Here is a 14782-nt window from a genome sequence, read left to right as displayed (position 1 = left end):
CCGACCTCCGGAGAGCCTTCCTGATGGACACTCAGCGCTGCCCGTACCGACTCGACACCACCGCCGCCGACCTCCACGGCGAGGCCGCCCTGCTCCGCGCCCAGGGCCCGGCGACGCCGGTGGAGCTGCCCGGCGGCGTCCGGGCCTGGTCCGTGACCGACCCGGGCCTGATCAAGCGACTGCTCACCGACCCGCGGGTGTCCAAGGACGCCCACCAGCACTGGCCGGCCTACCTCGACGGCGAGGTCGCCGAGGACTGGCCGCTGCGGATCTGGATCGACGTCCGCAACGCCCTGACCGCCTACGGGCCCGAGCACACCCGGCTGCGCCGCCTGATCGGCACCGCGTTCAGTGCCCGCCGGGTCCGCCTGCTCACGCCGGCCATCGAGAAGATCGCCGCGGACCTGATCGACCGGCTCGCCGCCGCGGACGGGGACGAACCGGTCGACCTGCACGCCCGGTACACCTGGGTGCTGCCGCTGATGGTCGTCAACACCCTGCTCGGCGTCCCCGAGTCGATGCACGACGACTTCCGCAACACCGTCGGCAGCCTCTTCGACACCGACGTCACCGCCGAGCAGGCCGTCGCCAACGGCCAGGCCGTCTACCGGCTGCTCACCGAGCTGGTCGCCGCCAAGCGGCAGGACCTCGGCGACGACGTCACCAGCGCCCTGATCGGCGCCCACGACGACGAGACCGGCACCGGCCTGTCGGAACAGGAACTCCTCGACAGCCTGCTGCTGCTGATCGGCGCCGGGCACGAGACCACCGTCAACCTCCTCGACCACGCCGTCGTCAACCTGGTCGACCACCCCGAGCAGCTCGCCCTGGTCCGGGACTCCCGGGCCACCTGGGCCGACGCGATCGAGGAGACCCTGCGCCACCAGGCCCCGGTCGCCAACATCATCCCGCGCTTCGCCACCGAGGACCTGCACGACGCCGAGACCGGCGTGACGCTCCCGAAGGGTGAGCTGATCGTCATCAACTTCTCCGCCGCCGGCCGCGACCCCGGCCTGCACGGCGAGGCGGCCGACCGCTTTGACCTCACCCGCGCCACCCGCCGTGACCACCTCTCCTTCGGACACGGCACCCACTTCTGCCTCGGCGCCGAACTCGCCCGCCTGGAAGCCCGGATCGCCCTGACCGCGCTGTTCGACCGCTTCCCCGACCTCGCACTCGCCGTGCCCTCCGGCGAGCTGCGCCCGCTGGAGTCCTTCATATCCAACGGTCGCAAGGAACTCCCGGTCCTCCTCGGCCGCCGGGCCTGACCGGCTCGGCCCCGGCCCCGGACCGCGGGGCGGTGCGGGGCGGCGGTCCACGGGCACGGTGGGCCGCCGCCCGGCCGCAGGGACAGCGTCCCCCGGAGGGCCGGGCGTGCCGCGCGGCGACCTCCGCTCAGCTGCGCTGCGGACCGACGGCGCGCCCGGGGCGGGGGCCGTCCGTGCGGCCGTGGCCGCGGTGATGGCCGGCGTCCTGCCCGCACCCCCGCGCTGAGCACCCGGCTCAGCGGGCCGCGGTGGCCTGACTGGCGACCAGTTCCCGGTACGGGGTGCAGCGTTCCAGCAGGGCGGGGTGGTCGCCCGCGTCGAGGACACTGCCCCCGCTCATCATGATCACGTGGTGGGCGTGCTGGACGGTGGACAGCCGATGGGCGACCACGATCACCGCCCGGGTGGCCGCGAGATCCTCCACGACCGCGCGGAACCGCTGCTCGTTGAGGCCGTCCAGCTGGCTGGTCGGCTCGTCCAGGAGGACGATGTCGGCGTCCGAGAGCAGGGCGCGGGCCAGTGCCATCCGCTGGCGCTGGCCACCGGACAGGTCCGACTCCCGCCCCAGCAGGGTGTCGAGGCCCTGCGGCAGGCGGGCGATGTCCTCGGTGAGGCCGACGGCGTCCAGCGCGGCCGCGAGCTCCGCGTCCGTGGCGCTGGTCGCGCGGCCGAGCTGGAGGTTCTCCCGGGCGGTGGCCTCCAGCAGGGTGAACGCCTGGTCGACGTAGGCGATCCGGGCCCGCAGCGCGTCCAGGGGCCAGTGCCGGGTGTCGTGGCCGAGCACGGTGATCGAGCCGGAGGTCGGCCGGATGAACCGGTCGATCAGTGACAGTGCGGTGCTCTTGCCGGCGCCCGACGGCCCCACCACGGCGGTCAGCCCGGTACGGGCGGTGCTGAACGAGATGCCGCGCAGCGCGGCGTCGCAGGCCCCGGCATGCGTGTACGAGACGGAGCGGAAGACCACCGACGGGGCGTCGGGAGTAGGGGTGGGGACGGCCCGTCCGTCGTCCCGGTGGTCGGTCTCCTGCGGGAGCAGCAGCAGGTCGTTGCAGCGGTCCCGGGCCGCCAGGCCGGCCTGCAGCCGCCCGAGGCCGGTGGCCAGGGTGCTGACCGACGGGATGGTCTGCAGCAGGTACAGCAGGAACGCGGCGAAGGCGGCCACCTGGAGATCCCCGGAGGCCAGCCGGGCGCCGCCGGTGAGGATCACGGCGATCATCGCGAACTGGTTGCCGAGCGTGAGCAGGGCCGGGATCAGGGCGCCGAGGCGGGCGCCCTCCAGCGAGACGGTCTGCAGGGCGTCCGCGTCCGCCGCGAGGGTGCGGGCCGCCACCGGCTCCGCCCGGTACGCCTTGATCGTGGTGAGCGCCTCCAGGCTGGAGGTGAAGCGCTGGGCGATCTGGCCGACCGCGACCTGCTGGCCGGTCACATTGGCCTTCATCCGGCGGAGGACCAGCAGCAGCAGGACCGTCAGCGCGGCCAGCGACACGACCGTGACCAGCGTGAGCACCCAGTCGATCCACACCATCACGGCCAGCGTCGACACCACGGTCAGGGCGGCCAGGGGAAGTTGGGTGGCCACGTCCACGACCTGCCGCAGCAGCGCGGCGTCGGAGGTGATCCGGGCGGCGAGCTCGCCGGTGCCCTGGGTCCGGACGACGGTGAGCGGCAGCCGCAGCGCGTGCTCCATGAGCCGGATGCGCAGCCGGTACGCCATCCGCTCGCCGATGCGGGCCAGCAGGAAGCCGGAGCCGGCCTGTTCGACGGCGCCCGCGACGGCGGCCGCGCACATCAGCAGGATGTCGGTGCCCAGCGGCCGGTGGGCGGAGAAGTCGGTGATGACGTTGCGGACGAGCAGCGGGAGCGCGAGGGCCGCGGCGGTGGCGGCCAGGGCCAGCAGCAGGGCGAGGACGAGTCGGCCGGGCTCGGCGGTCAGTTCGCGGCGAAGCCGGACCGGGCCCGGAGCGCGGCGGGCGGTACGAGGGAGCTGGTCGGCCACGGGGAACCTCTCTGGTGGTTCGGGGTCGCGGGCGGCGCGCCCGTCGGGCGGCGGACCGGCGCGGGCCGGGGACGCGGACCGGGCCGGAGCAGCGGGGCGCCGCTCCGGCCCGGTGACCGGCCGGGCCCGTGGTGGCGGCCCGGCCGGCTCGGTGTGCTGTCCGCCCTCAGCGGGCGGTGGTGCAGGTCAGAGACAGATGAGCGTGCTGACCGTGCTGGTGCCGCAGTTGAGCACGCTGAGCGAGCTCGTGCTGGCGAGGGTGTCGTCGATCGGGGTCGCCTCGGTCTCGGGCAGGTCCATGGTCTGGAGGTCGAGGATCGCCATGACTGTTCTCCTTCGTTAACCGGTGTGTATCGCCCGGCCGGTGGCCGGGAGTCGGTGGGGGCGCGGCTGCGCCCGGTGGCGTCGCGGGCCCGGGGGCCCGGTCAGCAGGGGGTGGCGGCGGCCGACGGCCGGTCGGCCGGCCGGCCGGTCCAGGGGAGGAAGGGGGTGCCGGCGAGCGCCGTTCCCAGCGCCAGCAGCACACCGGCGGAACCGGTGGCCAGGTCGGCCGAGAGGCGTAGCAACTGGTCTCCGGGGAAGGCGAGTTGGCCAAGGTAGGAGATCTGGTGCAGGGCCAGCAGCCGGCGCTGCCGGTCCAGGACGGCACGGCCGTCCCGCGCGCCGGTCGCGCTGTGGGCGCGCGGTCCGGTGAGCGCCAGGTAGCCGAGCAGCCCGGCGCGTCCGTTGAACAGGCCCGGCTGGATGATGAACTCCGGCTCGGCCGCCCGGCGGATCGGCCGCTCGTCCGCGGCGGACGGGCTGTCGGGGCGGTGGGCCAGCAGGGCGTCCAGGGCCAGTCCGATGCCCGCACTGCCGGTCTCGATGTACGGCAGCACCCGGCGCCCGTCGACCACCTGGAGCGTCCCGTCGGCGACCGACACGCACCGGTCCAGGTCCAGCCGGAGCAGGGTCTCCGCCTGGTCGAGCAGGGCGGGGTCGCCGGTCCGCTCGTGGAGGCGGACCAGGGCAAGTGCGGCCCCGGAGCCACCGGCCAGCAGGCCGGCCCTGCGGTTGGCGTCGCCCGAACCGGCCTTCTCCAGGGCGTCGGCCGAGGCCCGGGCGAGGGTGACGGCCTCGTCCAGCAGCCGCCGGTCGGCGGTGACGGTGGCGAAGTGCAGGAGCGTCAGGGCGATGCCGGCGCCGCCGCCGGCGAGCCCGGGGCCCAGGTCGTCGTCGGGTGCGGCCGCCAGCCGTTCCAGCAGTTCGAGGGCGGCTGCGCGTTCGCCGAGCAGGTCGAGGGCGTAGGCCACGCCGTGTCCGCCGGAGTACAGGCCCGGCCCGGGTGGGCGGGTCCGGGCGGCGCGGACGAGCCAGCCGATGTGGTCGGGGTCGACGGGGCAGCCGGTGGCGTGCAGGGCGTACAGGACCCCGGCCGCGCCGTGGGCGAGGCCCAGGCCGCCCTGGGTGAACTGGGCGACGTCGCCGGGGAACAGCCGGTCGGTGCGGTCGGGGGTGGCCATCGCCGCGATACCGCGGGCGAGGGAGTCCCTGATCCGGGGCCAGTCGGCCTGTGGGTCGGTCAGCAGGGCGGCGGTCTCGGCGCGCTGCTGACCGAGTTCGGGTCGGAGCGTCCGGCCGTCGGCGGGCGCGGGGCCCAGCATCCGGCGGATCTCGTCGGTGTACCCGGCGGGTACCGGGAAGCGGCGTTCGAGGGCGTCGGCGAGTTCGCCGGCCTTGCCCGGGTCGAGGGCCGGCAGCTGGGCCAGCGGCAGGAACAGCCAGAGCCGGATGGCGGCCAGGCCGTACCGGTCGACCTGGGCTCCGGTGTACCCGGACGGCGCGGTGAAGCCGGCCGCACCCAGGGCGGGGCGGACGAACTCGTCCATGGCGCTGGCGAGTTCGAAGTCGATGAAGCAGATCTCGCCGTCGGGGCGGATGATCAGATTGCGCGGGTGGAGGTCGCCGAAGACGACCCCGCGGGCGTGGATCGCGTCCAGGGCCCGCTCGATCCGCGCCACGATGGCGAGTGCCTCGCGGGTGTACTCGGCCACCGAGTCCTCGTCGGCGTCCGGGTGGATCAGCGGGTAGTTGGCGGTCAGCCACTGGCTGAGGGATCGGCCCTCGACGAACTCCTGTACCAGGAAACGGTGTTCCCAGGCCGTCAGCAGTCCGTGCAGGGCCGGGACGCCGCGCACGCCGTCGAGCCGGGCCAGCATGTCGTGCTCCTGCTGCAGCCGGGTGACGGCGTCGATCCCGCGCTGGTCGAGGCCGGCGTGCGGCCGGGCCTCCTTCAGGACGACCTGCGGTCCGTCGGCGCCGTCACGGGCCAGGTAGACGCCACCCGCGTTGGAGAAGTGCAGGACGCGTTCCACGGTGTACGGCAGCCCGGTGTCCTGCTGCGCGGCGCGGGCGGCGACGGCCGGTGCGATGCACGCCGGGACCGGCGCCCAGGCGGGGACGGCGAACCCGGCGCCGCGGACGTCCGGCACCAGCCGGCCGTCCGGGCCTTCGAGGGCCAGCACCCGCTCCCCGGCCGCGTTGCGGCAGTGCCGCTCGGCGAACCCCCCGTACCGGAGGTAGAGCGGGCCGTCCCCCCAGCGCAGGTCGCTGAGGATGTACGGGCCCCGGCGGCCGGCCAGCAGCGGGCCGAGTCCTTCGAGGCATCGCTCCAACTCGGCGTCGTCGACCGGGTACAGCGTGCAGAACTTGCCGCTCGCACCGCGGGGCGCGTACTTGGAGTTCTGCACCTGGAGGATCGGCATCCCGCGGAGGAACTTGAAGGTGATTCGTTCCTGCAGGCAGAAGGAGTAGACCTGGTCGAGCACCGCCTCGGCGTCCTCGGCGCACGAGGACACATGGATCTTCCAGCCCTGCGAGGGCAGCCGGACGCCGGTGGGCCGGACCACGGCCCAGATCTCGAGGTCGCCGCGCTCCCACCCCGCGGGCAGCGGCCGGCCGACGGCCTCGAACTCCTCCTGGGCGCCCCAGCGCCGGGGCGAGTCGTAGAACAGCGGGTCGGCGTAGGCATAGGCCTCGTACCGGTTGTCCAACGGGACCCTCCTCGGGGCGGGACGTGCGAACGGCGGGTGGAGAACGGAGCCGGATCTGCCGCCGGCCGGGACGGACGGGGTCGAATCCGGACCACCGGCCGGAGCGGGAATTCCCGGAATCCGGTGGGACGATGTGAAGTATTAAGGGCAGGCAAGTTCGCCCACAACGGCGCGGATGCGCCAATTCCGAACGCAATTACACTACCCGGCGCAGATGCGGATCAGGGTGTGAGCCGGAGTGCCGCGTCGTGCGCCGGGGCGGCCCCGGAGGCCTCGGGTGGCCGCCGGCCGGCGCCGGCTACGGTCGTATGCCGACCGTCCCAGTCGTCCCGATGCGCTATTGACCTGCGAAGATGTGGGCGCAGTCGACAGTCGGAGGGTGCGGGCGCAGGAGCGGTCGGTCGCTGGACCGGCTCGGGGGAGTGGCGAACCGACCCCTGAAATCAACACTCCCGTCGGCCTGTGGTCACCGACGGGAACTCTGAGGACAATCCGAAAAGCGTGAACGAAAGATCAATGATCGGCTATCTGTTCTATTTTATCGGCGCTCCGAAAGCCTGCATGAAAGGAAATCCCCCCACGCGCATCGTGGCGGGCCCCCGGGAGACGGCCGACCGGCTGCCGGACCGCGCCCCGCCCGCGCCGGTCCTCCACACGCGCTCGGCCGCGGAAGGCGCCCTCGCCTTCCGCGGCCGCTGCCACCGACCCGGCAGGGCCGAGCCGGACCGGTGTGCGGATCCCCGCGCCGGCTCAGCCCTCCGCCGGTGCGGTCGGCCACTTGAGCTCGACCTCCAGCTCGACCTGGCCGTCGCCGACCTCCACCTCGATCTCGCTGCGGAGTTCGTCGGGGATCCGCAGGGTCAGCTTGCCGGGGCCGAGTTCCAGTTCGGCGTTGCCGCCGTGTCGCAGTGCGGCGGCGAGCTGCTCGAGCTGGTCGGCGGCCTCCAGCCGGGTCAGTGAACGCTTCTGCTCGAATTCGAGATCCTTCACGGAAGTCTCCGATCCGGGAGGGAACAGCGGACACCGCCGATTGTCACTCCATGCGGCGGGGCCGGCATCACCCGGCCCGGGTGAGCCGCAGGTCAGCGCGGGACGGTGGCGGCGCAACCGGGCCCGGTGGCGGACGTGGGTCGGCTCCCCGTCGGCGGTGGTGGGCCCCGCCGCCGGGTGTCAGCGAGCGCCGGCCCGGGGGGAGAAGGGGGTGCGGGGACGTTCGAGGGCCCGGCCGTCGAGGAACAGGTCGGTGCGCTCGTTGTAGAAGGCGATCAGGCCGGCGATGGGCTGGAGTTCGCGGGTGGGGAAGCCGTAGGACCAGGCGAGGTCCGGATGCAGGCGGTCGCCCGTCCTGGCCGTCCAGTAGCCGCTGGTGGTGCCCTTGTACGGGCAGGCGGTGACGGTGTCACTGGGGATGAGCCGGGTCCGGTCCACGTCGGTCGGGTTCAGGTAGTAGCGGGTCGGCAGGCCCGTCTCGAAGACCAGCACCGGCGAGGAGGACTCCGCCAGCACCACCCCGTCCCGCTCCACCCGGACCGTCCTGGTCGAGCGCAGCGCGTCCACCCGGGTGTACGGGCTGCGCGGGTGCACGAAGACCCGCTCGTCCTCCTCGTACCAGGCGTCCACCGCGTCCCACCCGAAACGCGCGGTGTCCGCGAGCCCGTCCGTCCCGGACTCGTGCAGCACCCGGGCCGCGTCGCGGCGCACCTCGTCACCGACCCGCAGCGCGTACCGGTGCACCGGCCCGCGGGGGCTGTCCTCGGGGGCGGTGTCCTGCGGGACGAGCAGGTCCGTGCGGACGTCGGCCAGCGGGATGTAGTACTGCGGGTAGTGCGCGTGCTCCCAGACGTAGCTGGCCCGGACGGTGTCCAGCACGGTCTCGCCCCCGAGGACGGCACGGATCCGGCGGGGGACGGGCTCGACGTGGCCCGGTCGCACGATGATCGCGGGATAGTCCTGGTGGCTCCGGCCGGCCCGGTGCTCCTGGCGGTCCTGGCGGTCGTTCACGGCGGGCTCCCTCGACGAGGTGCTGGCGGTTCACCGCCCAGGCTACCCACCGGGGCCCGCCGCCGGCCCCGCTCCGAGGCTGGAGATGATCATTTGCCGGGTACGACAGGCTCAGGAGCCGCAGGTGGCCTCCTCACGCCGTGCCTCGGACGCGGACCGGGCCGCCAGCGGCGGCTCCAGCAGGGTGAGGGATCCCCCGGCGAGCTCCGCCCGTACGCCCAGCGGCACGGTGAGCTGGAGCGGGCCGTGCCCGGCCGGCAGGCCCGAGACGACCGGCACGCCGAGGTCGCCGAGCCGGTCGGCGAGCAGCGCTTCGACCTCCTGGGGCGGGCCGCAGTCGGTGAAGTCGCCGAGCACGACGGCTGCGGCCCGCTGCAGGACCCCGGCCCGCAGGAGCTGCGTGAGGATGCGGTCCAGCCGGTAGGGCTCCTCGCCGACCTCCTCCAGGAGCAGCAGGCAGCCGTCCGGCGGGAGGGCGGTCGGCGTGCCGACGGACGCGGCCAGCAGGCTGGCGTTGCCGCCGGCGATCGGGCCGCGGGCGGTGCCGGCCACCAGCTGCGGGCCGGTGAGCGGCAGACCGGTGACGCGTTCCGGCTCGAAGAGCACGGTGCGCAGGTGCGCGGCGCTCGTCGGATTGTCGGTGAACGCGCCGGTGGCGGGCATCGGGGAGTGCAGCGTGGCGGTGCCGAGCCGGGCGGCGAAGGCCTCGTGCAGGGCGGTGATGTCGCTGGAGCCGATCAGCAGGGCGGGTCGCGCGGCGGCGGCGAGGAGAGGCCAGTCGACCAGGTCCACCATGCGCTGGGTGCCGTAGCCGCCGCGGGCGCAGAACACCGCCCGTACTCCCGGGTCGGTGCAGGCCGCGGTGAGGTCGGCGGCGCGGTCCGCGTCCCGGCCGGCGAGGTGGCCGAGGTGGGTGTCGTGTACGTGCGGCAGCACGGTCACCACCAGCCCCCAGGACTCCAGCAGTGCGGTGCCGTGCTGCAGCAGCCCGGGGTCGGGCGGCCCGGCGGGCGCGGCGACGGCGACCCGGTCGCCGGGCCGCAGGGCCTGCGGCACAGTGCGGTGGCCGGGAGCGGGGGCGCGGGTCGGGGTCGGCACGGCGGTCCTCATCTCAGCTTCGGGTCGTAGGCGTCCCGGACGGCGTCGCCGAGCAGGATGAAGCTCAGCACGGTCGCCGAGAGGAACAGCGCGGGGAACACCAGCAGGTGCGGGAAGTCGAGGAAGTACGCCTGGGCGGCGTTGAGTTGCAGCCCCCAGGAGAGCGCGGGGTACTGCAGCCCGACGCCGAGGAAGTCGAGCGTCGCCTCGCCGGAGATGACGTTGCCGACGTTGAGCATGGCGACCACCACGACCGGGGTCACCGCGTTGGGCAGCATGTGGCGGCCCATCAGGCGCAGCGGGCCGGCGCCGGTGGAGCGTGCCGCCTGGACGAAGTCGGCGTCCTTCACCCCGATGACCTGCGCCCGCATCACCCGGGCCATGGTCGTCCAGCCGAGGGCGACCAGCACGAGGGTCATCGCGCCGAGGCCGTGGTCGGGGAAGGCCACCAGGACGACGGTGGCGCCGAGCACGAACGGCAGGCCGAAGAAGACGTCGGTCAGCCGGAAGACCAGGGCGTCGACCCAGCCGCCGCAGTAGCCGGCCAGCATGCCGAGCAGCACCGAGACGGCCAGCGCGCCCGCGGTCACCGCGAGGCCGATGACCAGCGACGGCCGACTGCCGCGGACGACCTGGGCGAGGTAGTCGCAGCCCTGGAGGTCGAAGCCGAACGGGTGGCCGGGCGCCGGCCCGACGCGGGAGTCGGCGAGCTCGCAGCGGCCGGTGTCGTCCGTGAGCAGCGTGATGAACGGGTCGGGCAGGGCCGCCATCAGCGCCATCACCATCAGTACGGCGATGCAGGCGATCACCAGCGGGCGCGAGCGCAGCTCCTGCCAGGCGCTCGCGCCGGGCCGCCCGGCGGTCCGTGGTGGATCCCCGGCCGGCCCGTCCGACGGGCGCCGGCCGCCCCTCGGTGGCAGCAGCAGGTCCTCGGTGGGTACCGAGGTGGGTACGGCGGCGGGGCCGGCGGGCACCGGCTGCGGGTTACTCATGGCGGATCCTCGGGTCGAGCAGGCCGTACAGGACGTCGACGACCAGGTTGGCGAGGCAGAAGACCAGGACCAGCAGCGTGGTGATGCCGACCACCGTCGGTCCCTCCCGCAGCTGGATGGCCTGGAAGACCTGCTGGCCGATGCCGGGCAGGTTGAAGATGTACTCGGTCACGACCGCCCCGGCCATCAGTGAGCCGAGCTCCACCCCGAGAAAGGTCACCACCGGGATCAGCGAGTTGCGCAGGGTGTGCCGCAGCACGATCCGGTGCCGCCGCAGGCCCTTCGCCCCGGCGGTGCGCACGTAGTCGGCGCGCAGGTTCTCCAGCAGCGAGGCGCGGGTCAGCCGGGCGACGTACGCGACGCCGAAGGAGGCGAGCACCAGCGCGGGCAGGAGGTAGGCGGTGGGCCAGCCGCCCTCCGTGCCGGAGACGGGGAACCAGCCCAGGCGCACGCCCAGGATCAGCTGGGCGAGGTAGCCGACGATGTAGACCGGGACGGCGATCACCAGGGTGGTGCCGGCCAGCACCGTGTTGTCGGCCCACCGGCCCTTGCGCAGCGCCGCCCACACACCCAGGCCGACCCCGAGCACGGTCTCCAGGCACCACGCGGTCAGACCGAGCCGCAGGGTCACCTGCCAGCGGCCGGCGAGGGTGTCGGCGACCGGCTCGCCGGTGAAGGTGCTGCCGAGGTCGCCGGTCAGCAGGCCGCCGAGGTAGGCGAAGTAGCGGGCGAACAGCGGGTCGTCGAGGTGGTAGCGCTCGTGCAGCTCGGCGAGGACCGCGGGTGGCACCGGGCGGTCGCCGGCGAGGCCCTGGATCGGGTCGCCGGGCAGGACGAAGACCATGGTGTGGATCAGGAAGGTGGTGGCCAGCAGTACGGGGATGGCGTACAGCAGGCGGCGGGCGATGTAGCGGCCCATCGGAGCGCCCCCGTCTCTCGCGTCGTCGGTGCAGCGGTGCAGCAGTGCGTCGGTTCGTGACCTCGTGGGTTCGTCGGTCCAGCGCGGTGTCGGTTCAGTGCCGGACGGTCACCCTCTCCAGGTGCAGCCCGGCGACGTACGGATCGACCAGGACGTTGCCGATCCGGCTGCTCCAGGCGGTCTGGTCCTGCCAGTTCCACAGCGGGATCAGCGGCAGTTCGGCGAGCGCGATGTCCTCGGCGTCGTGGTAGTGCGCGATGCTCTCCGCCGGGGTTGCGGCGGCGTTGCCGCGGGCGAGGGCGTCGTCGAAGGCCGGGTTGGACCACCCGGTGCGGTTGTCGCGGCCGAGCAGTCCGGCCAGGTAGTTCTGCACGCTCGGGTAGTCGACCACCCAGTTCTGCCGGTACGGGCCGGTGGCCTTGCGGCCGTTGAGGATCGGGCCGAGGTCGGCGCCGGACATCTTGCGGAACACGATGTCGTGGATGCCGAGGTTCTGCTTCAGCTCGTTGGCGACGGCCGTCATCCACTGCTCGTAGGTGGGGTCGGAGTTGGCGAAGTACAGCTCCAGGGTGCCGGTGAAGCCGCCGGCCCGGTCGAACAACTCCTTCGCCGCTGCGGGCCGGTAGGCGCAGGTGTCGCCGCAGGCGCCGGCCCGGTGGCCCGGGATCATCGCGGCGACCAGCGAGTCGGCCGGCGCGAACACCTCGTTGAAGATGGCCCGGGTGATGCCCCTGCGGTCGATCGCCATGGACAGCGCGCGCCGCAGCTCGGGCTTCGCGTAGCGCTGGTCCCACAGCGGCAGGCCGAGGTAGTCCATGGTCCCGCTGGGACGCACCGAGTACCGCCGCCCGAAGGTCCGCTTCGCCTCGTACGCGCGGGCCGCCGGCACGCTGGCCATGAAGTCGACGTGTCCGGCGCGCAGTTCGGTGAAGGCGGTGTCCTTGCTGGTGAAGATCCGGAAGTGCACCTGGTCGGCCATGGGCGGGCGGGGCCCGGCGTAGCCCGCCGCGCGGCGCAGGTCGATCCGCTGGTTGTGCCGCCAGTCGCCGTCCATGGCGTACGGGCCGTTGCCCACCGGGTGCCGGTCGTAGCCGGCCGGGTCGGTGAACGCCGCCGAGGGCAGCGGCGCGAAGGCGGGGAACGCCAGCAGCATCGGGAACTGGCTGAACGGGGCGGTCAGGGTCACCCGCAGGGTGGTGTCGTCGACGACCTCCAGGCCGGCGAGCTCCCGGGTGGGGGGCTGGGCGCCGTCCGCCGGGTTGAGCGCGTCGTAACCGTCGATCTGGCTGAAGTACCCGTTGCTGCCCCAGCCGTTGGGGCCGTACGCGGCGGCGTTCCAGGCGGTGGCGAAGCTTCGGGCGGTGACCGCCTCACCGTTGTGGAAGGCTCCGCCGGGTCGTACCCGCAGGGTCCACACCCGTTGGTCGTCGGAGGTCAGCGACTCGGCGGCGAGCGGCACGGCGTGCCCGTCGGCGGGGTCGAGGGTGACGGGCGGGTCGAACAGCCCCTGGATGACCTGCAGGGCGTAGCTGCTGGTGGTGCGCCCGGGGGTGAGGTGGTCGGGCTCGGTGAGGGCGACGGTGTAGGCGCCGCCCGGAACGGCCGGCGGGTCGGGGAGAGCGTCGTCGGCGCCGCGGCGGGCGCAGCCGGGTGCGAGTGCGAGCAGCAGCGCGACCAGGGCGAGCAGCGCGGGCCCGGCCCGTCGGCCGGCCTCAGGCCCCGAGGCCCGTCCCGGCGCCGTGCTCGGCGCCGCGCTCAGCACCGCGCCTCCGCGAGACAGGTGTTCTCCCAGTCGTGCGCGCCGGTCACCGGCTCGCCCGCGCGGGCGGTGGGAGCGGTGGGGACGGCCTTCGCCGTGGTGCCGCCGGCGAGGCGGAGGACGAAGGCGTCGATCACCGAACGCGGGCCGGTGGCGGTGAAGTTGTTGACGATCACCGCGAAGGCCAGCGGCTGCCCGTCCGGACGCTCGACGTACCCGGTGAGCGCGTCGACACCGGTCATCGAGCCGGTCTTGGCGTGCACCCGGCCCTCGGCGGCGGTGCCGCGCAGCCGGTTGGTGAGGGTGCCGCCGACCATCCGCCGGGCGTCCCCGGCCACCGGGAGGGCGTCGTACCAGGTACTGAACCAGCTCTGCCGGCGAGCGAATGCGAGCAGTGCGGTGAGCCGCCGGGCGCTGAGCAGGTTGTGCCGGGAGAGGCCGGAGCCGTCGACCTGCCGGGCCTCGCCGGTCTCCAGGCCACCGCGGTGCAGGAACGCGCGTACCTCGTCGGTGCCGGCCGCCCAGCTCCCCTCGTCTGCCCGGACCCGTCCGATCTCCTTGATCAGGTGCTCGGCGATGCCGTTGTTGCTGAGCTTGAGGAACGGTGTCATCAGCGCGGAGACCGGAGCGGAGTCGTGGCTCGCGAGTTCGGTGCCGCCCTCCGGGGCCGGCCCCTCGGCGACGGGGCCGTGCACGGTGACGCCGTGCCGCGCGAGCGCCGCGGCGAAGACCGTCGCGGCGAGGACGGCCGGGCGGTCCACCGCGATCCACTCGTCGCCGGGGTCCGCGTCCGCGGGGACGCTGCCGGAGAGCACCAGCTCGTTGCCGCCGGGGCGCCGGGCGACGTCCACGGTGCGCTCGCTGCCGGCCGCGCCGGTGCGCACCTGGCCGCTGAGGTGCACGGGCGCCTCGGCGGGGGTGACGCGTACGGCGGCCGGCCGGCCCGGCGCGTCGCCCGGGGTGACGGTCAGCCGGACGGTGCCCGGGTCGTAGTCGCCGTCGGTGGTCAGCGTGAGCGCGGAGATCTGCGGGCTGTAGTACGCGGCCTGGTCGTCCCACGCCCAGTTGGGGCCGAGCGGCACGTCGTCGTAGCGGCTCGCGTCGGCCAGCACGCCGCCGCCGACGGAGGTGACGCCGCCGTCGGCGACCTGACGGGCGAGGTCGTCCAGGTCGGCGGCCAGCAGCGACGGGTCGCCGCCGCCGCGCAGCACCAGGTCACCGTCGACCACCCCGCCCGTGCGCCGGCCCGCCGCGAGGACGTCGGTGCGGAATCGGTGGTCGGGCCCCAGCAGGTCGAGCGCGGCCGCTGCGGTCACCGTCTTCTGGGTGGAGGCGGGGAGCAGCAGCGCGCCGGGCGCGTGCTCGTACACCACCTCACCGGTGGCCGGGTCGGTGACCAGCGCGGAGACCTGGGCACCCGTCAGACGCGCGTCGGCGAGCAGCCGGTCGAGGTCGGCGGCGAGCGTACGGACCGCGCCGGGCGTGCGGCCCACGGTGCCGGGGGCCGACCCCGCCGGGACCAGCACGACGAGGACGGCGGCGAGCGGAACCGACAGCAGCCGGACGGGGAGCCGGGAGGGAAGGGTGAGCACGGTGATGCCTCCAGAGGAGCGAAGCCGGGCACCACCTTGGCGCCGACGGGCGCCCGGAACGCGCCGATGGCGCCGCGACCGGCGAGAATTCGCCCGCACGGACCACGTACGCCGTGCGGTCGAGG

The 14782-nt window shown here is 74.2% G+C and carries 11 protein-coding genes; 1 reads left to right on the top strand and 10 read right to left on the bottom strand.

Translation table 11 applies throughout. The features are described 5' to 3' along the window. Window positions 1-23: 23 nt before the first annotated feature. On the top strand, window positions 24-1268 hold the full coding sequence (locus OG871_RS02905; protein ID WP_371494009.1) for a cytochrome P450: 1245 nt from the start codon (window positions 24-26) through the stop codon (window positions 1266-1268). A 235-nt stretch (window positions 1269-1503) separates the two neighbouring features. Here OG871_RS02905 and OG871_RS02900 read toward each other — a convergent pair whose 3' ends face one another. The 10 genes from OG871_RS02900 to dacB all read right to left on the bottom strand — a co-directional run bounded on the left by OG871_RS02900 (window position 1504) and on the right by dacB (window position 14657). Next, window positions 1504-3264: an ABC transporter ATP-binding protein gene (locus OG871_RS02900; RefSeq protein WP_371494007.1), complete on the bottom strand. Its 1761-nt coding sequence runs from the start codon at window positions 3262-3264 to the stop codon at window positions 1504-1506. A 186-nt stretch (window positions 3265-3450) separates the two neighbouring features. Then, window positions 3451-3588 carry a SapB/AmfS family lanthipeptide gene (locus OG871_RS02895; protein WP_371494005.1) on the bottom strand — a complete coding sequence of 46 codons (138 nt, stop codon included), beginning with the start codon at window positions 3586-3588 and terminating at the stop codon, window positions 3451-3453. 101 nt (window positions 3589-3689) lie between these two features. Further along, window positions 3690-6296, bottom strand: a complete 2607-nt coding sequence (lanKC, locus tag OG871_RS02890) for a class III lanthionine synthetase LanKC (RefSeq protein ID WP_371494003.1) — start codon at window positions 6294-6296, stop codon at window positions 3690-3692. 750 nt (window positions 6297-7046) lie between these two features. After that, window positions 7047-7286 carry an amphi-Trp domain-containing protein gene (locus tag OG871_RS02885; protein ID WP_371494002.1) on the bottom strand — a complete coding sequence of 80 codons (240 nt, stop codon included), beginning with the start codon at window positions 7284-7286 and terminating at the stop codon, window positions 7047-7049. Between the two features lie 180 nt (window positions 7287-7466). After that, window positions 7467-8297 carry a DUF427 domain-containing protein gene (locus OG871_RS02880; RefSeq protein ID WP_371494001.1) on the bottom strand — a complete coding sequence of 277 codons (831 nt, stop codon included), beginning with the start codon at window positions 8295-8297 and terminating at the stop codon, window positions 7467-7469. 111 nt (window positions 8298-8408) lie between these two features. After that, complete coding sequence (locus OG871_RS02875; RefSeq protein WP_371494000.1) at window positions 8409-9395, bottom strand: LD-carboxypeptidase; 987 nt, start codon at window positions 9393-9395, stop codon at window positions 8409-8411. An 8-nt stretch (window positions 9396-9403) separates the two neighbouring features. Next, window positions 9404-10387, bottom strand: a complete 984-nt coding sequence (locus tag OG871_RS02870) for an ABC transporter permease (protein ID WP_371493999.1) — start codon at window positions 10385-10387, stop codon at window positions 9404-9406. Further along, window positions 10380-11306, bottom strand: coding sequence for an ABC transporter permease (locus OG871_RS02865; RefSeq protein WP_371493997.1), 927 nt, complete (start codon window positions 11304-11306; stop codon window positions 10380-10382). The genes OG871_RS02870 and OG871_RS02865 overlap by 8 nt, the downstream gene beginning before the upstream one ends. Before the next feature lie 94 nt (window positions 11307-11400). Continuing rightward, a complete protein-coding gene (locus OG871_RS02860; protein ID WP_371493996.1) occupies window positions 11401-13068 on the bottom strand; it encodes an ABC transporter substrate-binding protein in 1668 nt (555 codons plus the stop codon). Beyond that, complete coding sequence (gene dacB, locus OG871_RS02855; protein ID WP_371493995.1) at window positions 13062-14657, bottom strand: D-alanyl-D-alanine carboxypeptidase/D-alanyl-D-alanine-endopeptidase; 1596 nt, start codon at window positions 14655-14657, stop codon at window positions 13062-13064. Before dacB ends, OG871_RS02860 begins: the two co-directional genes overlap by 7 nt. Between the last annotated feature and the right edge of the window lie 125 nt (window positions 14658-14782).

Source organism: Kitasatospora sp. NBC_00374 (assembly GCF_041434935.1).
In the GTDB taxonomy this organism is placed as follows: domain Bacteria; phylum Actinomycetota; class Actinomycetes; order Streptomycetales; family Streptomycetaceae; genus Kitasatospora.
Note: the sequence above shows the minus strand (reverse complement) of the source record. Positions and strands in the feature narration are given on the sequence as shown.